Origin of the sequence: Nocardia sp. NPDC051990, from assembly GCF_040680755.1 — a bacterium.
Lineage (GTDB): Bacteria > Actinomycetota > Actinomycetes > Mycobacteriales > Mycobacteriaceae > Nocardia.
In genome coordinates, this window is the sequence record NZ_JBFAXH010000001.1 from 551,091 (window position 1) to 567,803 (window position 16,713).

Consider the following 16,713-nt stretch of genomic DNA (forward strand, 5'->3'; position numbering starts at 1 on the left):
TCAGCCGCGCTGTGCGAGAAATGCGACCCGGACCTCGTCACCGGTCCTGATCTCGGTGACGTCCGGGTCGATCACGATCAGACTGTTCGCCTCGGCCAGTGTGGCGAGCAGATGCGAGGAACCGCCCGCACCGCCGCCGAGCGGCTGGACCAGGTAGTCGCCCGTGGCCTCATCGCGCATGAGTTGCGCGCGCAGATAACCCTTGCGTCCGGGTATCGAGGTGATCGGCGTGATCGTTCTGGCGCGAATGATCCGGCGCATCGGATGTCTGCGCCCCAATGCGATTCGGATCAACGGTCGCACCATGACTTCGAAAACCACCAGTGCGCCAACGGGATTCGACGGTAGCAGAAATGTGGGAACCTCATCGCGCCCGAGTCGCCCGAACCCTTGTACCGAGCCGGGATGCATGGCGACCCTGGTGATTTCGAGGTCCCCGAGACCCTCGAGTGCCTCGCGCACCTGCTCCGAAGCCCACCCACCGACGGCGCCCGCGATCACCACGACCTCGGAGCGAACCAGCTGCCCCTCCACCACATCGCGCAGCCGCCGCGGATCCGAACTCACGATGCCGACCCGGTTCACATCCGCACCCGCATCGCGCGCTGCGGCGGCCAGCGCGTACGAATTCACGTCGTAGACCTGTCCGGGTCCGGGCGTTCGATCGATATCGATCAACTCGCCACCCACCGAGATCACCGACAGCCGAGGGCGCGGATGTACGAGCACCTTGTCCTGCCCGACCGCGGCAAGCAGACCGACCTGCGGCGCACCGATAATGGTGCCCGCACGCACCGCGACATCGCCGGGCTGCACATCGTCGCCTATGCGCCGGACATAGTCGCCAGATCGCACCGGCTCGTACACCTTGATCCTGGCCCGGCCGCCATCGGTGAAATCCAAGGGCAGCACGGCATCCGCCAACGTCGGTAGCGGCGCACCGGTATCGACCCGCACGGTCTGGCGCGGCTGCAATCGGATCGGCTGTTTGGAACCGGCGACCACCTCGCCGACCACCGGCAACGTCAGATCGACCAGTTCGCCTTCCTCGTCGCGAATATCGGTGCCCGCGGCGGACACATCGACACTGCGCACGGCGTATCCATCGATCGCGGCCTGATCGAATCCAGGCAGCGGCCGCTCGGTGACGACATCCTCGGCACACAGCAGGCCCTGGGCCTCGGAGATCGCGACCCGGACCGGCCTGGGCGCGACCGCCGCGGCCGTTACCTTGATCTGCTGATCCTCAACCGAGCGCATCCAGCCCTTCCTGATCTCTTCACACCGGCCCGATTCCGCGACCGCGCAACCGAACCCGCGCGACGAAGATGGACCATCATTCGTACCCGACGGTCCACCATCGGCGAAACCCGGCGCCCACGCCTATCAGTCGTCGGTCGTCAGCTGTGGGTCCCAGTCCGCACTGAGCCGATGCTGCAGCCACTCCCGCAGGGCGGGGCCGTATTCCTCTCGTTCCAAAGCGAAATCGACCGCAGCACGAAGATAACCGCCCGGGTTGCCCAAATCGTGGCGCGACCCACGGTGGACCACCACATGGACGGGATGGCCCTCCTCGATGAGCAGTGCGATCGCGTCGGTGAGTTGTAACTCGCCGCCTGTGCCCGGTTCGATCCGGCGCAGCGCGTCGAAGATGGCGCGGTCCAATAGGTATCGGCCCGCGGCCGCGTAGGTCGACGGTGCATCCGCGAGCGCGGGCTTCTCCACCATTCCGTTGACCCGCAGCACATTCGGGTTCACCGCATCGGGCACCGGCGCGACGTCGAAGACACCGTAGGCGCTGACCTGGTCCTTGGGAACATCGATGGCGCACAACACGGTTCCACCACGCTTGCGCCGCACCCGGCTCATCACATCGAGCACCCCACACGGCAGCACCAGGTCGTCGGGCAACAGTACGGCGATGGCATCCTCGTCGTCATCGAGGGCGCCCTCGGCCTGGGCGACGGCATGGCCGAGGCCAAGCGGCTCGTCCTGGACCACCGAGGTGACATCCAGCAGCGCGGGCGCCTTGCGCACCTTCTCCAATAGCTGGAATTTGCCGCGCTCGGCGAGCGTGCCCTCCAGCACCAAGTCCTCTACGAAGTGTGCGACCACACCGTCTTTACCCGGCGAGGTCACAATGACCAGCCGCTCCGCACCGGAATCGGCGGCTTCCGTCGCGACCAGTTCGATGCCAGGAGTGTCCACCACCGGCAGCAGCTCCTTGGGCACGGTCTTGGTCGCGGGCAGGAACCGCGTCCCGAGTCCGGCCGCGGGCACGACGGCCGTGCGGAAACACGACACGACCGCGCCATTCGCGGATTGTCCGGCCTTTGCTGTCATACGCCTACCCTATCCATCCATCACAGGCCCGAAGTGGCCATCACGCCGACTCGGGTCCCGGTGAGCTTAAGGTGATCACTATGGACATGCCCGGCGAGCGCGACAAACATGCGTGGCGGGCCGAAATCATTGCGCGACGGGCCGCGATAACCAACGCCGACCGGGAAACCGAGGCACGTGAGTTGGCCCACACTATCGCCGAACTCGACGTCCCCGAGTGGGTGTGCGCATACGTGCCGGTGCGTGGTGAACCCGGATCGACGGCGATGCTGATGGCACTGCGTACGGCAGGCGCTAGGGTGCTGCTGCCGATCACCGGACCGCCGGGACCACTGCAATGGGCCGAGTTCACCAGCCCGGACGAGCTGCAGCGGGCCGGATTCGGACTGCTGGAACCCACGAGCGAGGTGCTCGCCGATGCAATTACGTTGGCGGAGTTGATCCTGGTCCCGGCACTCGCGGTGGACCGCCGTGGCGTTCGGCTCGGCCGTGGTGCCGGTTACTACGACCGGACGTTGCCCGCGGCCCGTCCGACGGCGCGGTTGATCGCGGTGGTCCGCGACGACGAACTGCTCGACCAGCTCCCCGAGGAGCCGCACGATCTGCGCATGGGCTGGGCCCTCACACCGCACGGCGGACTGCATCGATTGGGTAGCGATAGGGACGTGGAATGAAATGCCGATTAGCGGTGTTGGCACTGTCGGCTGTAGAGTGCCAAATTGACGTACCGTGCGGAGGATCCAGTGCCAACTTATTCATATGCGTGCACCCAGTGTGACAACCGCTTCGACATCGTTCAGTCCTTCACCGACGAGGCGCTGAGCGTCTGCTCGGAGTGCTCTGGCAAGCTGCGCAAGCTTTTCAACTCCGTCGGCATCGTATTCAAGGGCAGCGGTTTCTATCGCACCGACAGCCGTGGCGGCTCGTCGACCGCCAGCGAGCCCGCGAAGTCGGACAACGGCACCAGCAGCTCCGCGTCGAGTTCGGATTCCGGTTCGTCCAGCAGCTCCAGCACCGCAAGCACGGCCGTCGCCAGCTGAGTTTCACCTGGTTGGAAGCAGCCCTGTGGGAGTTATCCCCAGGGCTGTCGTTATCCACAGGCCACGTCTTTCCCGGGCGAGTCGCAGTGCCGGTGACCATAGGCTCCCGGCATGGCTCCCCTGGGCATCATCCCGTCCGGCAAGACCCGATCCTTCGCCGATCTCGGCCGCCGCGATTCACTGCGCTCCACAATCTGGGCGATCTGGAATGGGGCGATCTGGAATCGACCGTCGTGGGCGGATGCACTACTGGCCCGACGCCTGCTCGCGGCGGCACTCACCGCACTCGCGCTCGTGCTGTTCCTGCGTGGTGATCCCGGCAGCGCCCACACCGAGGTCATGGTCGCCCGACGCGATCTGCCACCCGGTCACCTACTCGAAGCTACCGACCTGCGCGCTGCACCTGTCGAATCCGGCACACTGCCCGTGGGCGCCATCGGCGATAGCGCCGTCCTGGTCGGCGCGACGTTGACCGGCGCCATGCGCACAGGCGAGGTATTCACCGATCTGCGCATCGTCGGACCGCGACTGGCGGCGGTCGCCGCCGGCACGGATGATGCCCGCATCGTGCCCATTCGGCTGGCTGATACCGCGGTCGCCGAGATTCTGCGGGCGGGTGACCGGGTGGATGTCATCGGGGCGGAGGAACAGAGCGGTCCGAGCGCCCGGCCCGCCCGGCTGCTCGCGATCAATGCCGCGGTCGTGCTGGTATCCGGCCTGGGCGACCGGCGCAGTGTGCCCGAGCGGGTGGTGCTGGTCGCGATGGACGCCGAACACGCCACCGCGGTCGCCGCGGCCTCGCTGCGCACCGCCCTGACCGTGGTTTTTCATTGATCAAGTTTGCCGAACATTTGCAATCAGGGTCAACTAGCATCGGTCGATACGGCAGCCCGAACCGCCTTGCACAACGAGTCAGCTCCCACCCGAAGAGGAGATATCGGCAATGTTCAAGGGTTTCAAGGATTTCCTACTCCGCGGAAATGTCGTTGACCTGGCAGTAGCCGTAGTTATCGGTACGGCGTTCGTCGCGATCATCACCGCGTTCACCAACGGCATCATCAACCCGATTCTCGCCGTCTTCGGCAATCGCGAAGACCTCGGCCTCGGTTTCCGGTTGGTTGCCGATAAACCGGCAACCTTTGTACAGGTGGGTCCGATCATTACCGCGGCCATCAATTTCGTGATCATCGCGGCGGTGCTGTACTTCGTGCTGGTACTCCCCGCCCTGCACGCGAAAAAGCGGTTCGGCACCATCCCGGATACCAAGCTCAGCGATTCCGAGGTGCTGATCGAGATCCGCGACCTACTCGCCGACGGCCAGCGCAGCGCGGGCGGACGTCACGAATTCTGAATCGAATTCCCTGCCCGACAATACGAACGGGAATTCAATTGCGCCACAATCGCATACGGTAATTCGCAATCGCAGGTAAACGGGCCCATCGCGCACGGCGGATTCCAGGGGTCGCCGCAACCTCCCAAATCGAGAGTGTTGCGACGACCGCGGGAACCCAAGCACGCGACGGGCCTGTTCCCATAGTCGAGCGGATTACTCAGCCGAGACTGAACGGCTGACCCCACAACGTTGTCCAGGTGACGACATTGTCGGTCTCGACCTCGACGCTGACGAAGGACCGCGCCTGCGCATAGCCACCGCAGCCGGTCAGGCCGATCGTCTCATCGGACCAGGTGACCGAGCCGCTGCCGCCCTTGAACTTGTTGCGCTTCTTGTGCGCCTCGTTGCCGAAGTCGTCGGCCTGCTCGAGATCGAGCACATAGAACGACCGCGCCTGGCCGGGACCGAGACTCAGGTTGGCGCCGCTGCTGGCGCTCACCTTCGGCTTGACATTCTGGCTGTCACTCCAGTCCAGACCACCTGTGACGCCGCCGTCGACACTGCCGCCGTCGATATTCACTTGGCAGGCAACGACATAACCCGGGAAGATCGCGCCGTTCCAGCCGTCGGTCACCTCGACCTGCGCGCTACCGGATACCCATGCATTGCGGTGTACCGGTGTGGCACCCATAGAAGGACTGATATTGGCCGATTCGCCGGCCAGTCGGATCGTGAGAACCGTTCCGTCGGACAGGGTTTTGACGATTTGGCCGCCCGGTAGCGGAATGAAGGTGTCGGCATTTGCCGCACCGGTGGACAACAGGCCGAGTGCCAGCGCGGCGGCGCCGCCGAGCCCGGCCACGCGCGCCACAAACTTACGATCGATCATGATTGGTACTACCCCTAGCGATTGAGTTCGATGAATTCGATTAGGCGAGTAGAGATTCGACAGATCCCACCGCGGCGTTGCCGTCAGGCCCGGAGGCGCCAGCGTGTGTAACCACGTGGGGCCCGGGAACGCCACAGATCGGATACCGCGGTCAGCCGATACTGAACGGCGCTCCGTACAGGGTGACCTTGGAGTAGTTGTTGCCGATGATCTCGACAACGGTGTAGGCACGCGCCTGGGCATAACCCGCGCAGCCCTGGATCTCGATCTCCGCATCCTGGTACTCGACCGAGTAGCGACCCGGCTTCAGAATGTCCTTGTAATCGATCTGCACGAACTTGACATCGCCCGGTCCGAGATTGAGGCCAATCGAACCACCGAGCGAACCGCCCGAGAGGTTGATGCCGCCGGAAACCCCAGCCGAGATCGCATTATCGGCGATGCTGACCTGGCAGCCGACGATATAGCCGGTGCTCAACTGCGAAGCGCCGTGCGTCGAGGAGTTATTGGTACCCGGTGCCCCGGAGGCGCCGTTGCTCGGGCCGACAGTGCCCTCGGGCGTGACGGACACATCGGCATTGGCGTTACCCGAGACCCATACGACTCGGCCCGCGCCATTCGCGGCCAAAGATGGTGAAATCAAGGCGTGCTCACCCGTCCGGCTGACGGTCACACCCGGGCCCAACTTCTGGCCGTCCGGCAACGGCACAAAAACATCGGCGTTGGCGGCGCCGGTCGAAAGCAGGCCCATCCCAGCAGCGGCGGCGACAGCGGCACCCGCGATGCGGACACCTCGACGCAGACCGCTGGTGCGGTTCTCGCTCATACTTCCCCTCATCAGATTCTAGCGGTCGTCCTCGGGGTACCGAGGCCGAAGACCCTTTCATGCGGACACCGCTCGCTGGAAAGACATTGGCCATCAAGCGGTTTGCCGACAATCTCGTTGGTGGACGATCTTGGGTGCGCACAATATTAGTGGTTTGCGCCGAATTCCTGTGAGATTTCGTACATGTTACCGCTCGATCCGTTACGATCTGCGAATTTCGCTGGGCGCTAAGGGCTTTCACATGAAAGCGGGCCCGCCGCGAATGCGACGAGCCCGCTTACGTTTTCCGGGGCGATGCCCGTGTCGATCAGCCGAGGCTGAACGGCTGGCCCCACAGGGTGGTCCAGGTGATGACGTTGTCGGTCTCCACCTCGACGCTGACGAAGGACCGCGCCTGGGCGTAACCGCCGCAGCCGGTCAGGCCGATGGTCTCATCGGACCAGGTGACCGAGCCGCTGCCGTTCTTGAACTTGTTGCGCTTCTTGTGCGCCTCATTGCCGAAGTCGTCGGCCTGCTCGAGATCGAGCACGTAGAACGACTGCGACTGGCCGGGACCGAGGGTGAGGTTGGCGCCGCTGTTCGCGCCGACACCACCGGTGACCTTGTCACCACTCCAGTCCGCGGTGCCCTCGACACCACCGGTGGCACCGCCACCGGAGATGTTCACCTGGCAGCCGACGGTGTAGCCCGGGAAGATCGCGCCGCCGCCGTCACCGGATACCGTGACCTGAGCGCTACCCGAAACCCACGCGTTGCGGTGCAGCGGGGTCGAGCCCATGGACGGGTTGATGTTGGCGGATTCGTTGATCAGGCTGATGGTGACCACGGTGCCGTCGGACAGCGTCTTGGTAATCGAGCCGCCCGGCAGCGGCACGAAGGTATCGGCGTTCGCGGCGCCGGTGGAGAACAGGCCAAGAGCGACAGTGGCAGCGGCGCCGAGACCGGCCATCCGTGCCACCTTCTTACGGTTGATCATGCTAGTAATCCCTCGAGGGTTGAATCGCTTGAGCGAGAAGAATATTCGTGGATTGACCGACGTCAGCCGATGCTGAACGGCTGCCCGTAGAGGGTGGTCTTCGAGTAGTGGTTACCGATGATCTCGACGACGGTGTAGGCACGCGCCTGGGCGTAGCCGGCGCAGCCCTGGATCTCGATCTCGGCATCCTGGTACTCGACCGAGTAGCGACCCGGCTTCAGAATGTCCTTGTAATCGATCTGCACGAACTTGACTTCACCGGGGCCGAGGTTGATGCCGATCGAACCACCGAGCGAACCGCCCGAGAGGTTGATGCCGCCGGAGAGACCGGCCGAGATGGCGTCGCTGGCGATGCTGACCTGGCAGCCGACGATGTAGCCGGTGCTCAGCTGCGATGTGCCGTGGGTCGACGAGTTGTTGGTACCCGGGGCGCCGGAGGCGCCGTTGTTCGGGCCGACCTCGCCTTCCGGTGTAACAGCAACATCGGCGATGGCATTGCCCGAAACCCAGACCACGCGGCCGGCGCCGTTGGCAGCCAGCGAGGGCGAAATCAGGGCGTGCTCACCGGTGCGGGTGAGCGTCACATCGGGGCCGTTCTTCTGGCCGTCCGGCAACGGCACGAAGGTATCGGCATTGGCAGCACCGGTCGAAAGCAGCCCCATGGCCACGGCCGCGGCAGCGCCGACGCCCGCGATCCGGGCACCGCGGCGCAGACCGTTGGTGCGGTTCTCGCTCATACTTCCCCTCATCAGGTTCTAACAGTCAACCTCGACCATCGAGGCTGGACAGTGGTCCTCTCAGGCCCAGCTCAGTTTGTCGCCCGATTGTTGCCGATATGTATCCGGCTGTTATTTCGGCGCAACGGTCAGGGCTGGCATCGGAACCGAGCCAGGTTCCGCCGGGTCGGCAAACGTACGTGCCGCACCCGAGCCTGCGAGGTCCAGCAGCGTGGGTGGCTCGTGGCGAGATTAGACCGACCAGTAACGGTCTGGCAACGTAAGTTTCCGTTAAGATCAATGTGATCTAGATCACACCATCTCAAATGCTCATATTGCTTGACGTGCATAAACAGGAAAGTAGCGCCACCCAAACCGCCCCAAAAGGTAGCCACCGTCACAACGACGCCGGCGGTAACTACGGGACAGCACCGTACTTGATGATTCAGCAAACTTCAGCGTGAGCGATTCACAATGGATGAAGACGCAGCCGCGAACAATGATACGTGGCGAGACCGTAGATTGGTCATCAGCCGTGATGGGGCGGCACCTGCGAGCGGAACCAGTCATCGGATAACGATTCGGTATCGGCCCGATGCTCGTCACTGGTCGTCTCTGGGAGGACGTCTCCGAAAATTTTTGCCAGACGCGCCGCATCCCTCGCCCGGCGTGTCACCGGACGAGGGTCATCGGAGGCTGCGGCGGTAATTTATTCCGCCAATCCCGACAGCTCGCCGATGACTCGGCTGGCGAGCGGACCGAGGGTTGCCATGCCGTCGCGGACCGCAGCGCGGCTGCCCGGCAGATTTACCACCAATGTGCTGCCGGAGACGCCGGCCAGACCGCGCGAAAGACCGGCGTCGAGCGAACCGGCTACCCGACCGGAGGAACGCAGCGCCTCGCTGATCCCGGGCAGTTCCCGGTCGAGCACCTGCGAGGTGGCCTCCGGCGTGACATCGCGCGGGGACATACCGGTGCCGCCGACGGAGATGACCAGGTCGACACCGCCGATCACCGCGGTGTTGAGCGCATTGCGGATCTCCACCTCATCGGCCTGTACCGACACCGAAGCGTCCACCAGGAAACCCGCCTCGGTGAGCAGCTCGGTGACCAGCGGCCCGAGCGAGTCCACACCTCCATGCGCCGTTCGATCGTCGACGACCACCACCAGAGCACGCCCCGCGACAGGAGCATCGATTTCCATGGTGGTAACCGTAGCGTCCAGATCGACGAGGTGGGCGTCGGCTCCCGGTCGCGCCGAAAATCCGCCAGGCAGGATCCGCATCAGCGGCCACCGTCCGCGGCCGCACCGGAGAGGGTCACCTCGACCGTCTTGGGGTTATTGCCTTGTTCATCGGTATAGGTGATCTTCACCTTGTCTCCTGGCTGGTGGGAACGGACCGCGGCGATGAGTGCGTCGCCCGAGTCGATGGTCCGGCTGTCCACCTTGGTGATGATGGCACCGGCCGGGATGCCCGCCTTGGCGGCCGGACCATCCGGCGTCGCCTCGAGCACCCGCGCGGCGGTGTCCTGCGGGCGCAGTTTGATGCCGATCTGGGCGTAGGTAGCGTGACCGGTCTTGATCAGTTGTTCGGCGACCCGGCGGGCCTGATCGACCGGGATGGCGAAGCCGAGACCGATGGAACCGCTCTGCTGACCGGACGCCTCGCTACCGCCGAGGCTGGCGATGGCGGTATTGATGCCGATGAGCTTTCCGCTGGCGTCGACCAGCGCGCCACCGGAGTTGCCCGGGTTGATCGCGGCGTCGGTCTGGATCGCGTCGATGACCGGCTGCACCTGGCTCGGGGTGCCCTCACCGTTGGTGGAGACCGGACGGTTGAGTGCCGAGACGATGCCCGTGGTCACCGTGCCCGCCAGCCCGAGCGGCGAGCCGACGGCGATAACCGGCTGGCCGACCTGGAGATTCGACGAAGTACCCAGTTCGATCGGGGTCAGTCCGTCCTTGCCCTGCACCTTGATGACGGCCAGATCCGAGACCGGATCCGCGCCGACCAGCGTGGCCGGTGCCGTGGTGCCGTCGGCGAAGGCGACCTCCATCTTGGCGTTGACGCCACCGCCGGACGCGACATGGTTATTGGTGAGGATCAGACCGTCGGAGGACAGCAGCACACCGGAGCCCTCGCCCTGTGCGCGATTGCTGGCGACCTTGATCATCACCACGCTCGGGAGCACCTTCTGCGCCACCGCCTGGGTGGAGCCGGCCGGTGCGTTGGTGATATTGCTGACATTGGGCTTGGGTGCGTCCAGGGCATTGGTCACCGCGGTGTGACCGTTATCGGAGCGGGTGACCAGCGCGCCGACCGCGCCACCGACACCACCGCTGACCAGTGCGAGTGCGAGCGCGCCGGCGACGAGGCCGGTGCGGACCGGACGGCGTGCGGGTTCGGGCTGCGGCGCGGCGGCCAATGGGGCACCGGGATACGGCCCGCCGGGCGGGATCGGCGGGGCGAAGGACGGCTGGGCGTACTCCGGGCCCGCCTCTGGACCCGGAAATTGCTGAGTAAGGTTCTGCGCCGTGCGTTGCTGCCAGATCGTTGGACGCGGTGACTGCTCCCGGGGCCCGTATCCGGATTGCGCATGGGCCTGATCCGGCTGGCCCGGTGGTACGACCGGGATCTCCTGGGTCGGATACGGACCGGGCGCAGCATTGGTGTTATCCGGCTGCGGTATCGAGCCTTCCTTGGAATCCTCGGTCATTTTTCTCCTTAACGTCTTCGACCAGCTTGGCGACGACGACTGAGAGCGAACTGAGACCGCGCTTTCAGTTTTCCGAGATATCGCGGACGGCCCCGGTGCCGCCCCCCATCACCTTAGTCTCGAACGGCGTCAATCGGTTACGGAGTCGGTCGCACCATCGAGCATGGTCGCCGCGCCCGGCAGCACAATTCGGACCAAGGCGCCGCCGCGCTCGGAGGTCTCGATGGTGATCGTGCCGCCGTGCTTGGTCACCACCTGTTTGACGATCGCGAGGCCGAGCCCCGAACCCGGCATGGAACGCGACGCCGTGGTCCGATAGAAACGGTCGAACACCAGCTCGCGCTCGGCGGCCGGGATGCCGGGTCCGGCGTCGTCGACATCGAGTTCGAGCAATCCGCGACCGGTTTCCCGCATGGTGACCTTCACCTGCGCGCTCGCCGGACTCCACTTGGCGGCATTGTCGAGGACATTCAGAATCGCCCGCTCCAGGCCCGCCTCATGGCCGTACACGAACCAGGGCTGCAACTGCGCGGCGAACTCGATCGCACCGCGGCGGCGGGCCCGCTCCAGTGCCCGCTCGGCCACCTCGCCGAGATCCACTCGTTCGTAGACGGTTTCGGGCGCGTCCTCGCGGGCCAGGTCGACGAGATCGCCGACCAGGGTCGACAGCTCCTCTATCTGTGCCATCACATCGGCGCGCAGCTCGGCCATATCCTGTTCCGGAATCTGCGGCGCGCCAGGGCGACTGGAGGCGATCAGCAATTCCATATTGGTGCGCAGCGAGGTCAGCGGCGTGCGTAATTCGTGTCCGGCGTCGGCGACCAACCGGCGTTGCCGATCACGCGATTCGGCGAGTGCGCGCAGCATTGTGTTGAAGCTCTCGGTGAGCCTCGCGAGTTCATCGTCACCCGTCACCGGAATCGGTGTCAGATCGTCGGTGCGGGCGACCCGTTCGGTCGCGGCGGTCAGCCGTCCGATCGGGCGCAGCCCGGTGCGGCCGACCGCGGTACCCGCTGCCGCCGCCAGCACAACACCACAACCGCCCACGACGAACAGCAACCACGCCAGCCGGTCCAATACCTCGCGGGTTGGCTGCAACCGCTGCGAGACGACCAGCGTCGCGCCGGAATGCGTCGGCACCGCGAGCACACGCTGATTACTCACGGTGCGCAGTGACGAGGGCAACTCACCGTTCGCGACCGCCAGTTCCTGGGTGCCCACCGGCGGAATCGTTTGCTGCGGTGGCATATACGCCTTGTCTTTCGCGTATATCAGCGCAACTCCGACATCGTTGGAGTACAGCCCGGCCAGCACGATCGACTGAAACCCCAAACTGTCGAAATTATTGTTGATCATGGTGTTCGCGCGCGCTTTGAGTTGCGAGTCCACATCGGCGTTCAGCGCGCGGGCCACCATGGCATAGGCAGCGATCGAGGTGACGGCCACGGCGATGGCGACCACCGAGGCGGCGAGCAGGGTTACCCGCCAGCGCAGGGAGACCGATCTGGTCAGCGGCATCGGCGGACGCATATCCGCTGGTTGCGGGGGGTATGCGCCGAGCGCGGCGACCACTGGCCGCTTGGGATTGGTTCTGGCCATGGGGTATCGACCCGTCTACGGGGGTGTTTCGCGCAGCACGTAGCCGACACCGCGCACGGTGTGGATGAGCCGGACCTCACCCTCGGCCTCGGTCTTGCGGCGCAGATAGCCGATATAGACCTCGAGCGCATTACCCGAGGTCGGGAAGTCATAGCCCCAGACCTCCTCGAGGATGCGGCTGCGGGTCAGCACCCGACGCGGATTGGCCATCAGCATTTCCAGCAGTGCGAACTCGGTGCGGGTCAGGCTGATCGAGCGGTCAGCGCGCGTCACCTCGCGGGTCACCGGATCCAGCGACAGATCGGCGAACGTCATGGTCTCGGAAACCTCGCCGGGATCGGCGGCCGTGCGGCGCAGCAACGCCCGCAATCGGGCCAGCAATTCCTCTAGCGCGAATGGTTTCGGCAAATAGTCATCGGCACCGGCATCGAGTCCGGCTACCCGTTCGGAAACCGAATCTCGCGCCGTCAAAACCAGAATCGGCAGATCGTCTCCGGTGCTGCGCAGGCGTCGGCAAACTTCCAGCCCATCCATCCGGGGCATCATCACATCTAGTACGAGTGCATCCGGTCGCTGCGCGGTTGCCTTGTCCAGCGCGTCTACTCCGTCGACCGCGAGATCGACGGAGTAGCCGTTGAAGGTCAATGACCGGCGCAGCGATTCCCGGACGGCACGATCGTCGTCGACTACCAGAATGCGCATGTCCCCAGTTTGACCGCATCGACTGAGAGCCGACTGAGAGGGCGCCGCTCGACACGCCACACCCAGCAGCGATACCGCCCGCTCGGGGCTGGTCTAGCGACCAGCAGGTTTGTGATCACGTACAGATCTCGATGGAAACGGGCAACCGTTTTGCGCGTCGAAACCCGTTCTGAGTAGCCATATTCGAGTGAATTATAGAGTGCCTGCCCCAGATTGCCGTTGGTCACTCTGCACGGTATGTTCCGTGCGGTAAAAAGAAGACCTCTAGTTGGTTCTCAGCGGGTTGATTCAAAACCGAACAGCCATGCGCCATCCGGGGGCACTCGTGCAAGCTCGTGAAGCGGAGGCAACGGAAGCGGATGGAAGCTGCACCGCGGTCCTGGCAATTCAGTCTGTCCAACTGGTCGGTCACTCGCAAGGTTGGCATCGTGCTGGTCCTGCCCGTGCTACTGGCCACCGTCTTCGCCGTGCTCCGCATCAACAACGAACTGCGCACCATGTCGCAGTTGGATGCGGCGACCGAACAGGTCATCATCATTCGCCCGATCGTCAAGTTCGGTACGGCGACCGAACAACTCGCCGTCGCGGCGACCGCGTCCTGGGGAAACACCGCGGATCCGGCAACCGACGCGGCATTGACGAAATTCGATCAGGCGCTCGCTGATCTCCAGGCCGGAATGCGCACGACCAAGGTGAGCACCCGAGTCACCTCCGAATTGGCCTCGGCCGTCGCCACCGCCACCAGCATGCGCAACAGCCTGCGCAACGGATCGCCGATGATGGTCGGTGAGCAGGCCGATGAGATCGCGGTTCGCATCGGCAACGCGTACGCGCTCTCGCCCTCGGTCGAGGACCTCGTCATCCAGCGCTACTTCCTGCAGATCGGCGCGATCCAGAACGCCCGGCGCGTACTCACCCTGCAGCGCATGCTGATCGGCTCCCCCGAAGCCGGCCACAATCCGAGCGTGCGCGCGAAGGTACTCACCTCAGCAGGCGCCGAGATGACCATGGTCAATACCTACGGCATCATCCTTCCGGACAATGCGCCGAATATGCCGCCGCTGCTGGACGCGGTCGGCATCCGCCTCGGGGCATTCAGCCAGAACGGCGGGGATCCGACATCCGAGCCGGCGGTGCTGGATTCCCTGCAGGCCAGCGCGGACATCTACGACAAGACCACCAACTCCCTCGCCGACACCATCGATAGGGCGCTGGCGAAACGGACCACCGAGGCGCAGGGCGGCGCGCTACGCGAGACCACGATCGTCATCGGCATGCTGCTGGCCGGTCTGGCGCTGGCCCTCGCCGTCGCGCGCACCCTGGTCGTCCCGGTGCGCAGGCTGCGCCGCGACGCACTCGAGGTCGCGCATATCAAACTGCCCGACGAACTCGCGGTCGTGCGCAGCGGCGGCGCCACCCCGGAGATCACCCCGGTCGGCGTGCACACCACCGACGAGGTCGGCCAACTGGCCCGCGCCGTCGACGAAATCCACGAGCAGGCGCTGAATCTCGCCGCCGATCAGGCCCGACTGCGCCTGCAGATCGGGAATATGTTCGAAACCCTTTCCCGCCGTAGTCAGTCCCTCGTCGAACAGCAGCTGTCACTGATCGAGGATCTGGAACACGACGAAGACAATGCCGAACGGCTCCAGAGCCTGTTCCGCCTCGACCACCTCGCCACCCGCATGCGCCGTAACGGCGACAACCTGCTGGTGCTCGCCGGTACCGCATTGCGCCGCGGTCAACTACATCCGGTGCCGCTATCGGACATGCTCTGGAGTGCGGTCTCCCAGGTGGAGGACTACCAGCGGGTGGAAATCGGCGCGGTGCCCGACGGCATCGTCGCCGGTGAGCCCGCCGTCGATATCGAACATCTGCTCGCCGAACTGATCGATAACGCGCTGCGCTACTCCCCGCCGACCACACCGGTCGCGGTGACGGTGGCGCGCGCGGTGGACGGCGGCTATCTGATCGAGATCACCGACCGCGGCCTCGGCATGTCGCCGGAGGATCTGCAGCTCACCAATGACCGGCTGGCCTCCGGTGGTGAGGTCACCGTCGAAACCGCGCGCCGCATGGGTCTTTTCGTCGTCGGCCGACTCGCCAAGCGGCACACCATCACGGTGGGCCTGCGCCGCACCTCGACCATGGCGCAGCAGCCCGGCATCACCGCCAGCGTGCACCTGCCCGGCGCACTCGTCGCGCCGCCGCTCGATGCGACCGATCCGAACCAGCGAGCCATCGAGGCGCAGGCCATGGCCGCGTCGCCGGCCCCGTCACCACAACAGCCGCCGCGCACCCTGGTGCCGGTGCCGAGCCTGCCGCAGCGTGAACCGTCGCGGTTCGCGGTCACCAGTTCTGGTCTGCCACAACGTCGTCCGACCATACGCGTCGCCGACGCGCCTGAGGTATCTATACCCGGCCATGATCACACCGAAACCTCGATCGACGTATTCGCGGAGAATCCGAGCAGCCGCCGCGTCGAGGACAACCGATCCCGCAACGCGCCGTTCGGGCCGCCGACTCCGACGGATGAGCCTGCCACCGGGCCGAATTCGGTCACCGATGGGGAACCGCAGGTGTCCCTCGGCGCGGTTACCGATCTGTGGGCCGAACAGCCCGACGAACCGGCGCACACCGAATCGATGCCGATCGTCTCCCGCGAGCCCGCCGCGCCGGATGCGACCGGGCCACGGCCCACCCTGCGGCCGCCGCTGCCGGCCAGAAGGCCCGCCGCCGCAGCGGAACCGGAGCCGACCTCGACTCGACTGCAACCGGTCTCGGCCGAAGCCACGACCAACACCTCGACCCGACTGCAGCCCGTGCAGGGCGAATCGCCCACCCCGATCTATCAGCGGATGGTCTCGGAGTGGTTGGTCGAACCCGCGGCGGCGCAACACTCGCCGTCCGCATGGACCTCCCCCGCCGACGCGGGCTGGACGGCCGCCGAACAGGCCAGCCATCCGACCGCCGAGGCCCGTACCGTCGGCGGACTGCCGATCCGCAGGCCCGGAGCGCAATTGGTGCCCGGCGGCCTCGCGCCGGTCGAGGAATCCGGCATACGCGATCCGGAGGAGATCCGGAACAACCTGACCAGGCATCTCAGTGGGGTCCGCAGCGGGCGGGCCGAAGCGCAGTACAACGACGGAGGGCTTGTATGACCAACCCGAACAGCACCACGGACGAGAACCTCAACTGGCTGGTTGCCCGCTTCACCAAGGATGTGCCCGGAGTGTCGCATGCGGTGCTGGTGACGGCGGACGGTCTGCTGCAGGCGACCAGTCCGAATCTACCCGCGGACCGCGCCGAACAGCTTTCCGCGGTCACCGCGGGCCTGGCCAGTCTCTCCACCGGAGCCGCATCGCTTTTCGACGGCGGCAAGGTGATGCAGTCGATTGTGGAGATGCAGCGCGGCTATCTGTTGGTGATGAGCGTTGGCAACGGGTCGCACCTGGCCGTGCTCGCCAACAAATCGCACGATATCGGCCGGATCGGCTACGAAATGGCCCTGCTCGTCGATCGCGTGGGCACGGTGGTCACCGCCACCGCCCGGACAGCCGTCTGATCCAAC

Annotated in this window: 16 protein-coding genes; 6 read left to right on the top strand and 10 right to left on the bottom strand. The window is 65.3% G+C overall.

Going from position 1 to position 16,713, the window contains the following annotated elements; genetic code table 11:
• Together glp and AB0L63_RS02630 are read right to left on the bottom strand one after the other, a co-directional pair.
• A complete protein-coding gene (gene glp / locus AB0L63_RS02625) occupies nucleotides 1–1,260 on the bottom strand; it encodes a gephyrin-like molybdotransferase Glp (protein ID WP_364493491.1) in 1,260 nt (419 codons plus the stop codon).
• A gap of 126 nt (nucleotides 1,261–1,386) precedes the next feature.
• Nucleotides 1,387–2,343, bottom strand: coding sequence for a UTP--glucose-1-phosphate uridylyltransferase (locus AB0L63_RS02630; protein ID WP_364493493.1), 957 nt, complete (start codon nucleotides 2,341–2,343; stop codon nucleotides 1,387–1,389).
• An 80-nt stretch (nucleotides 2,344–2,423) separates the two neighbouring features.
• Between AB0L63_RS02630 and AB0L63_RS02635 the strand changes: the two genes are divergently transcribed.
• From AB0L63_RS02635 to mscL, 4 genes are all read left to right on the top strand, one after another.
• The gene (locus AB0L63_RS02635) at nucleotides 2,424–3,017 is read left to right on the top strand and encodes a 5-formyltetrahydrofolate cyclo-ligase (protein ID WP_364493495.1); all 594 of its coding nucleotides are present in this window, start codon (nucleotides 2,424–2,426) and stop codon (nucleotides 3,015–3,017) included.
• 69 nt (nucleotides 3,018–3,086) lie between these two features.
• A complete protein-coding gene (locus tag AB0L63_RS02640) occupies nucleotides 3,087–3,383 on the top strand; it encodes an FmdB family zinc ribbon protein (protein WP_364493497.1) in 297 nt (98 codons plus the stop codon).
• A gap of 111 nt (nucleotides 3,384–3,494) precedes the next feature.
• Nucleotides 3,495–4,217, top strand: a complete 723-nt coding sequence (locus AB0L63_RS02645; protein WP_364493499.1) for an SAF domain-containing protein — start codon at nucleotides 3,495–3,497, stop codon at nucleotides 4,215–4,217.
• A 109-nt stretch (nucleotides 4,218–4,326) separates the two neighbouring features.
• Entirely contained in the window at nucleotides 4,327–4,734 is a 408-nt protein-coding gene (gene mscL / locus AB0L63_RS02650) for a large conductance mechanosensitive channel protein MscL (protein WP_364493501.1), read from the top strand.
• 199 nt (nucleotides 4,735–4,933) lie between these two features.
• Here the strand turns inward: mscL and AB0L63_RS02655 are convergent, their stop codons facing one another.
• The 8 genes from AB0L63_RS02655 to AB0L63_RS02690 all read right to left on the bottom strand — a co-directional run bounded on the left by AB0L63_RS02655 (nucleotide 4,934) and on the right by AB0L63_RS02690 (nucleotide 13,142).
• A complete protein-coding gene (locus tag AB0L63_RS02655; RefSeq protein WP_364493503.1) occupies nucleotides 4,934–5,605 on the bottom strand; it encodes an MspA family porin in 672 nt (223 codons plus the stop codon).
• 151 nt (nucleotides 5,606–5,756) lie between these two features.
• Nucleotides 5,757–6,431 (bottom strand): MspA family porin, encoded by a 675-nt coding sequence (locus AB0L63_RS02660; protein WP_364493505.1) that lies wholly within the window; start codon nucleotides 6,429–6,431, stop codon nucleotides 5,757–5,759.
• A gap of 307 nt (nucleotides 6,432–6,738) precedes the next feature.
• Nucleotides 6,739–7,407, bottom strand: a complete 669-nt coding sequence (locus AB0L63_RS02665; protein ID WP_364493507.1) for an MspA family porin — start codon at nucleotides 7,405–7,407, stop codon at nucleotides 6,739–6,741.
• 62 nt (nucleotides 7,408–7,469) lie between these two features.
• Nucleotides 7,470–8,144 (bottom strand): MspA family porin, encoded by a 675-nt coding sequence (locus AB0L63_RS02670; RefSeq protein WP_364493509.1) that lies wholly within the window; start codon nucleotides 8,142–8,144, stop codon nucleotides 7,470–7,472.
• A 688-nt stretch (nucleotides 8,145–8,832) separates the two neighbouring features.
• Entirely contained in the window at nucleotides 8,833–9,327 is a 495-nt protein-coding gene (locus tag AB0L63_RS02675) for a MogA/MoaB family molybdenum cofactor biosynthesis protein (protein ID WP_364392993.1), read from the bottom strand.
• 80 nt (nucleotides 9,328–9,407) lie between these two features.
• A complete protein-coding gene (locus tag AB0L63_RS02680) occupies nucleotides 9,408–10,841 on the bottom strand; it encodes a trypsin-like peptidase domain-containing protein (protein WP_364493511.1) in 1,434 nt (477 codons plus the stop codon).
• Nucleotides 10,842–10,970: 129 nt separating this feature from the next.
• Nucleotides 10,971–12,371 carry a HAMP domain-containing sensor histidine kinase gene (locus tag AB0L63_RS02685; protein ID WP_364494001.1) on the bottom strand — a complete coding sequence of 467 codons (1,401 nt, stop codon included), beginning with the start codon at nucleotides 12,369–12,371 and terminating at the stop codon, nucleotides 10,971–10,973.
• Between the two features lie 84 nt (nucleotides 12,372–12,455).
• Nucleotides 12,456–13,142 carry a response regulator transcription factor gene (locus AB0L63_RS02690; RefSeq protein WP_364493513.1) on the bottom strand — a complete coding sequence of 229 codons (687 nt, stop codon included), beginning with the start codon at nucleotides 13,140–13,142 and terminating at the stop codon, nucleotides 12,456–12,458.
• Nucleotides 13,143–13,501: 359 nt separating this feature from the next.
• Between AB0L63_RS02690 and AB0L63_RS02695 the strand changes: the two genes are divergently transcribed.
• Entirely contained in the window at nucleotides 13,502–16,303 is a 2,802-nt protein-coding gene (locus AB0L63_RS02695) for an ATP-binding protein (protein WP_364493515.1), read from the top strand.
• Nucleotides 16,300–16,707 carry a roadblock/LC7 domain-containing protein gene (locus tag AB0L63_RS02700; protein ID WP_364340981.1) on the top strand — a complete coding sequence of 136 codons (408 nt, stop codon included), beginning with the start codon at nucleotides 16,300–16,302 and terminating at the stop codon, nucleotides 16,705–16,707. The genes AB0L63_RS02695 and AB0L63_RS02700 overlap by 4 nt, the downstream gene beginning before the upstream one ends.
• The last annotated feature ends 6 nt before the right edge of the window (nucleotides 16,708–16,713 follow it).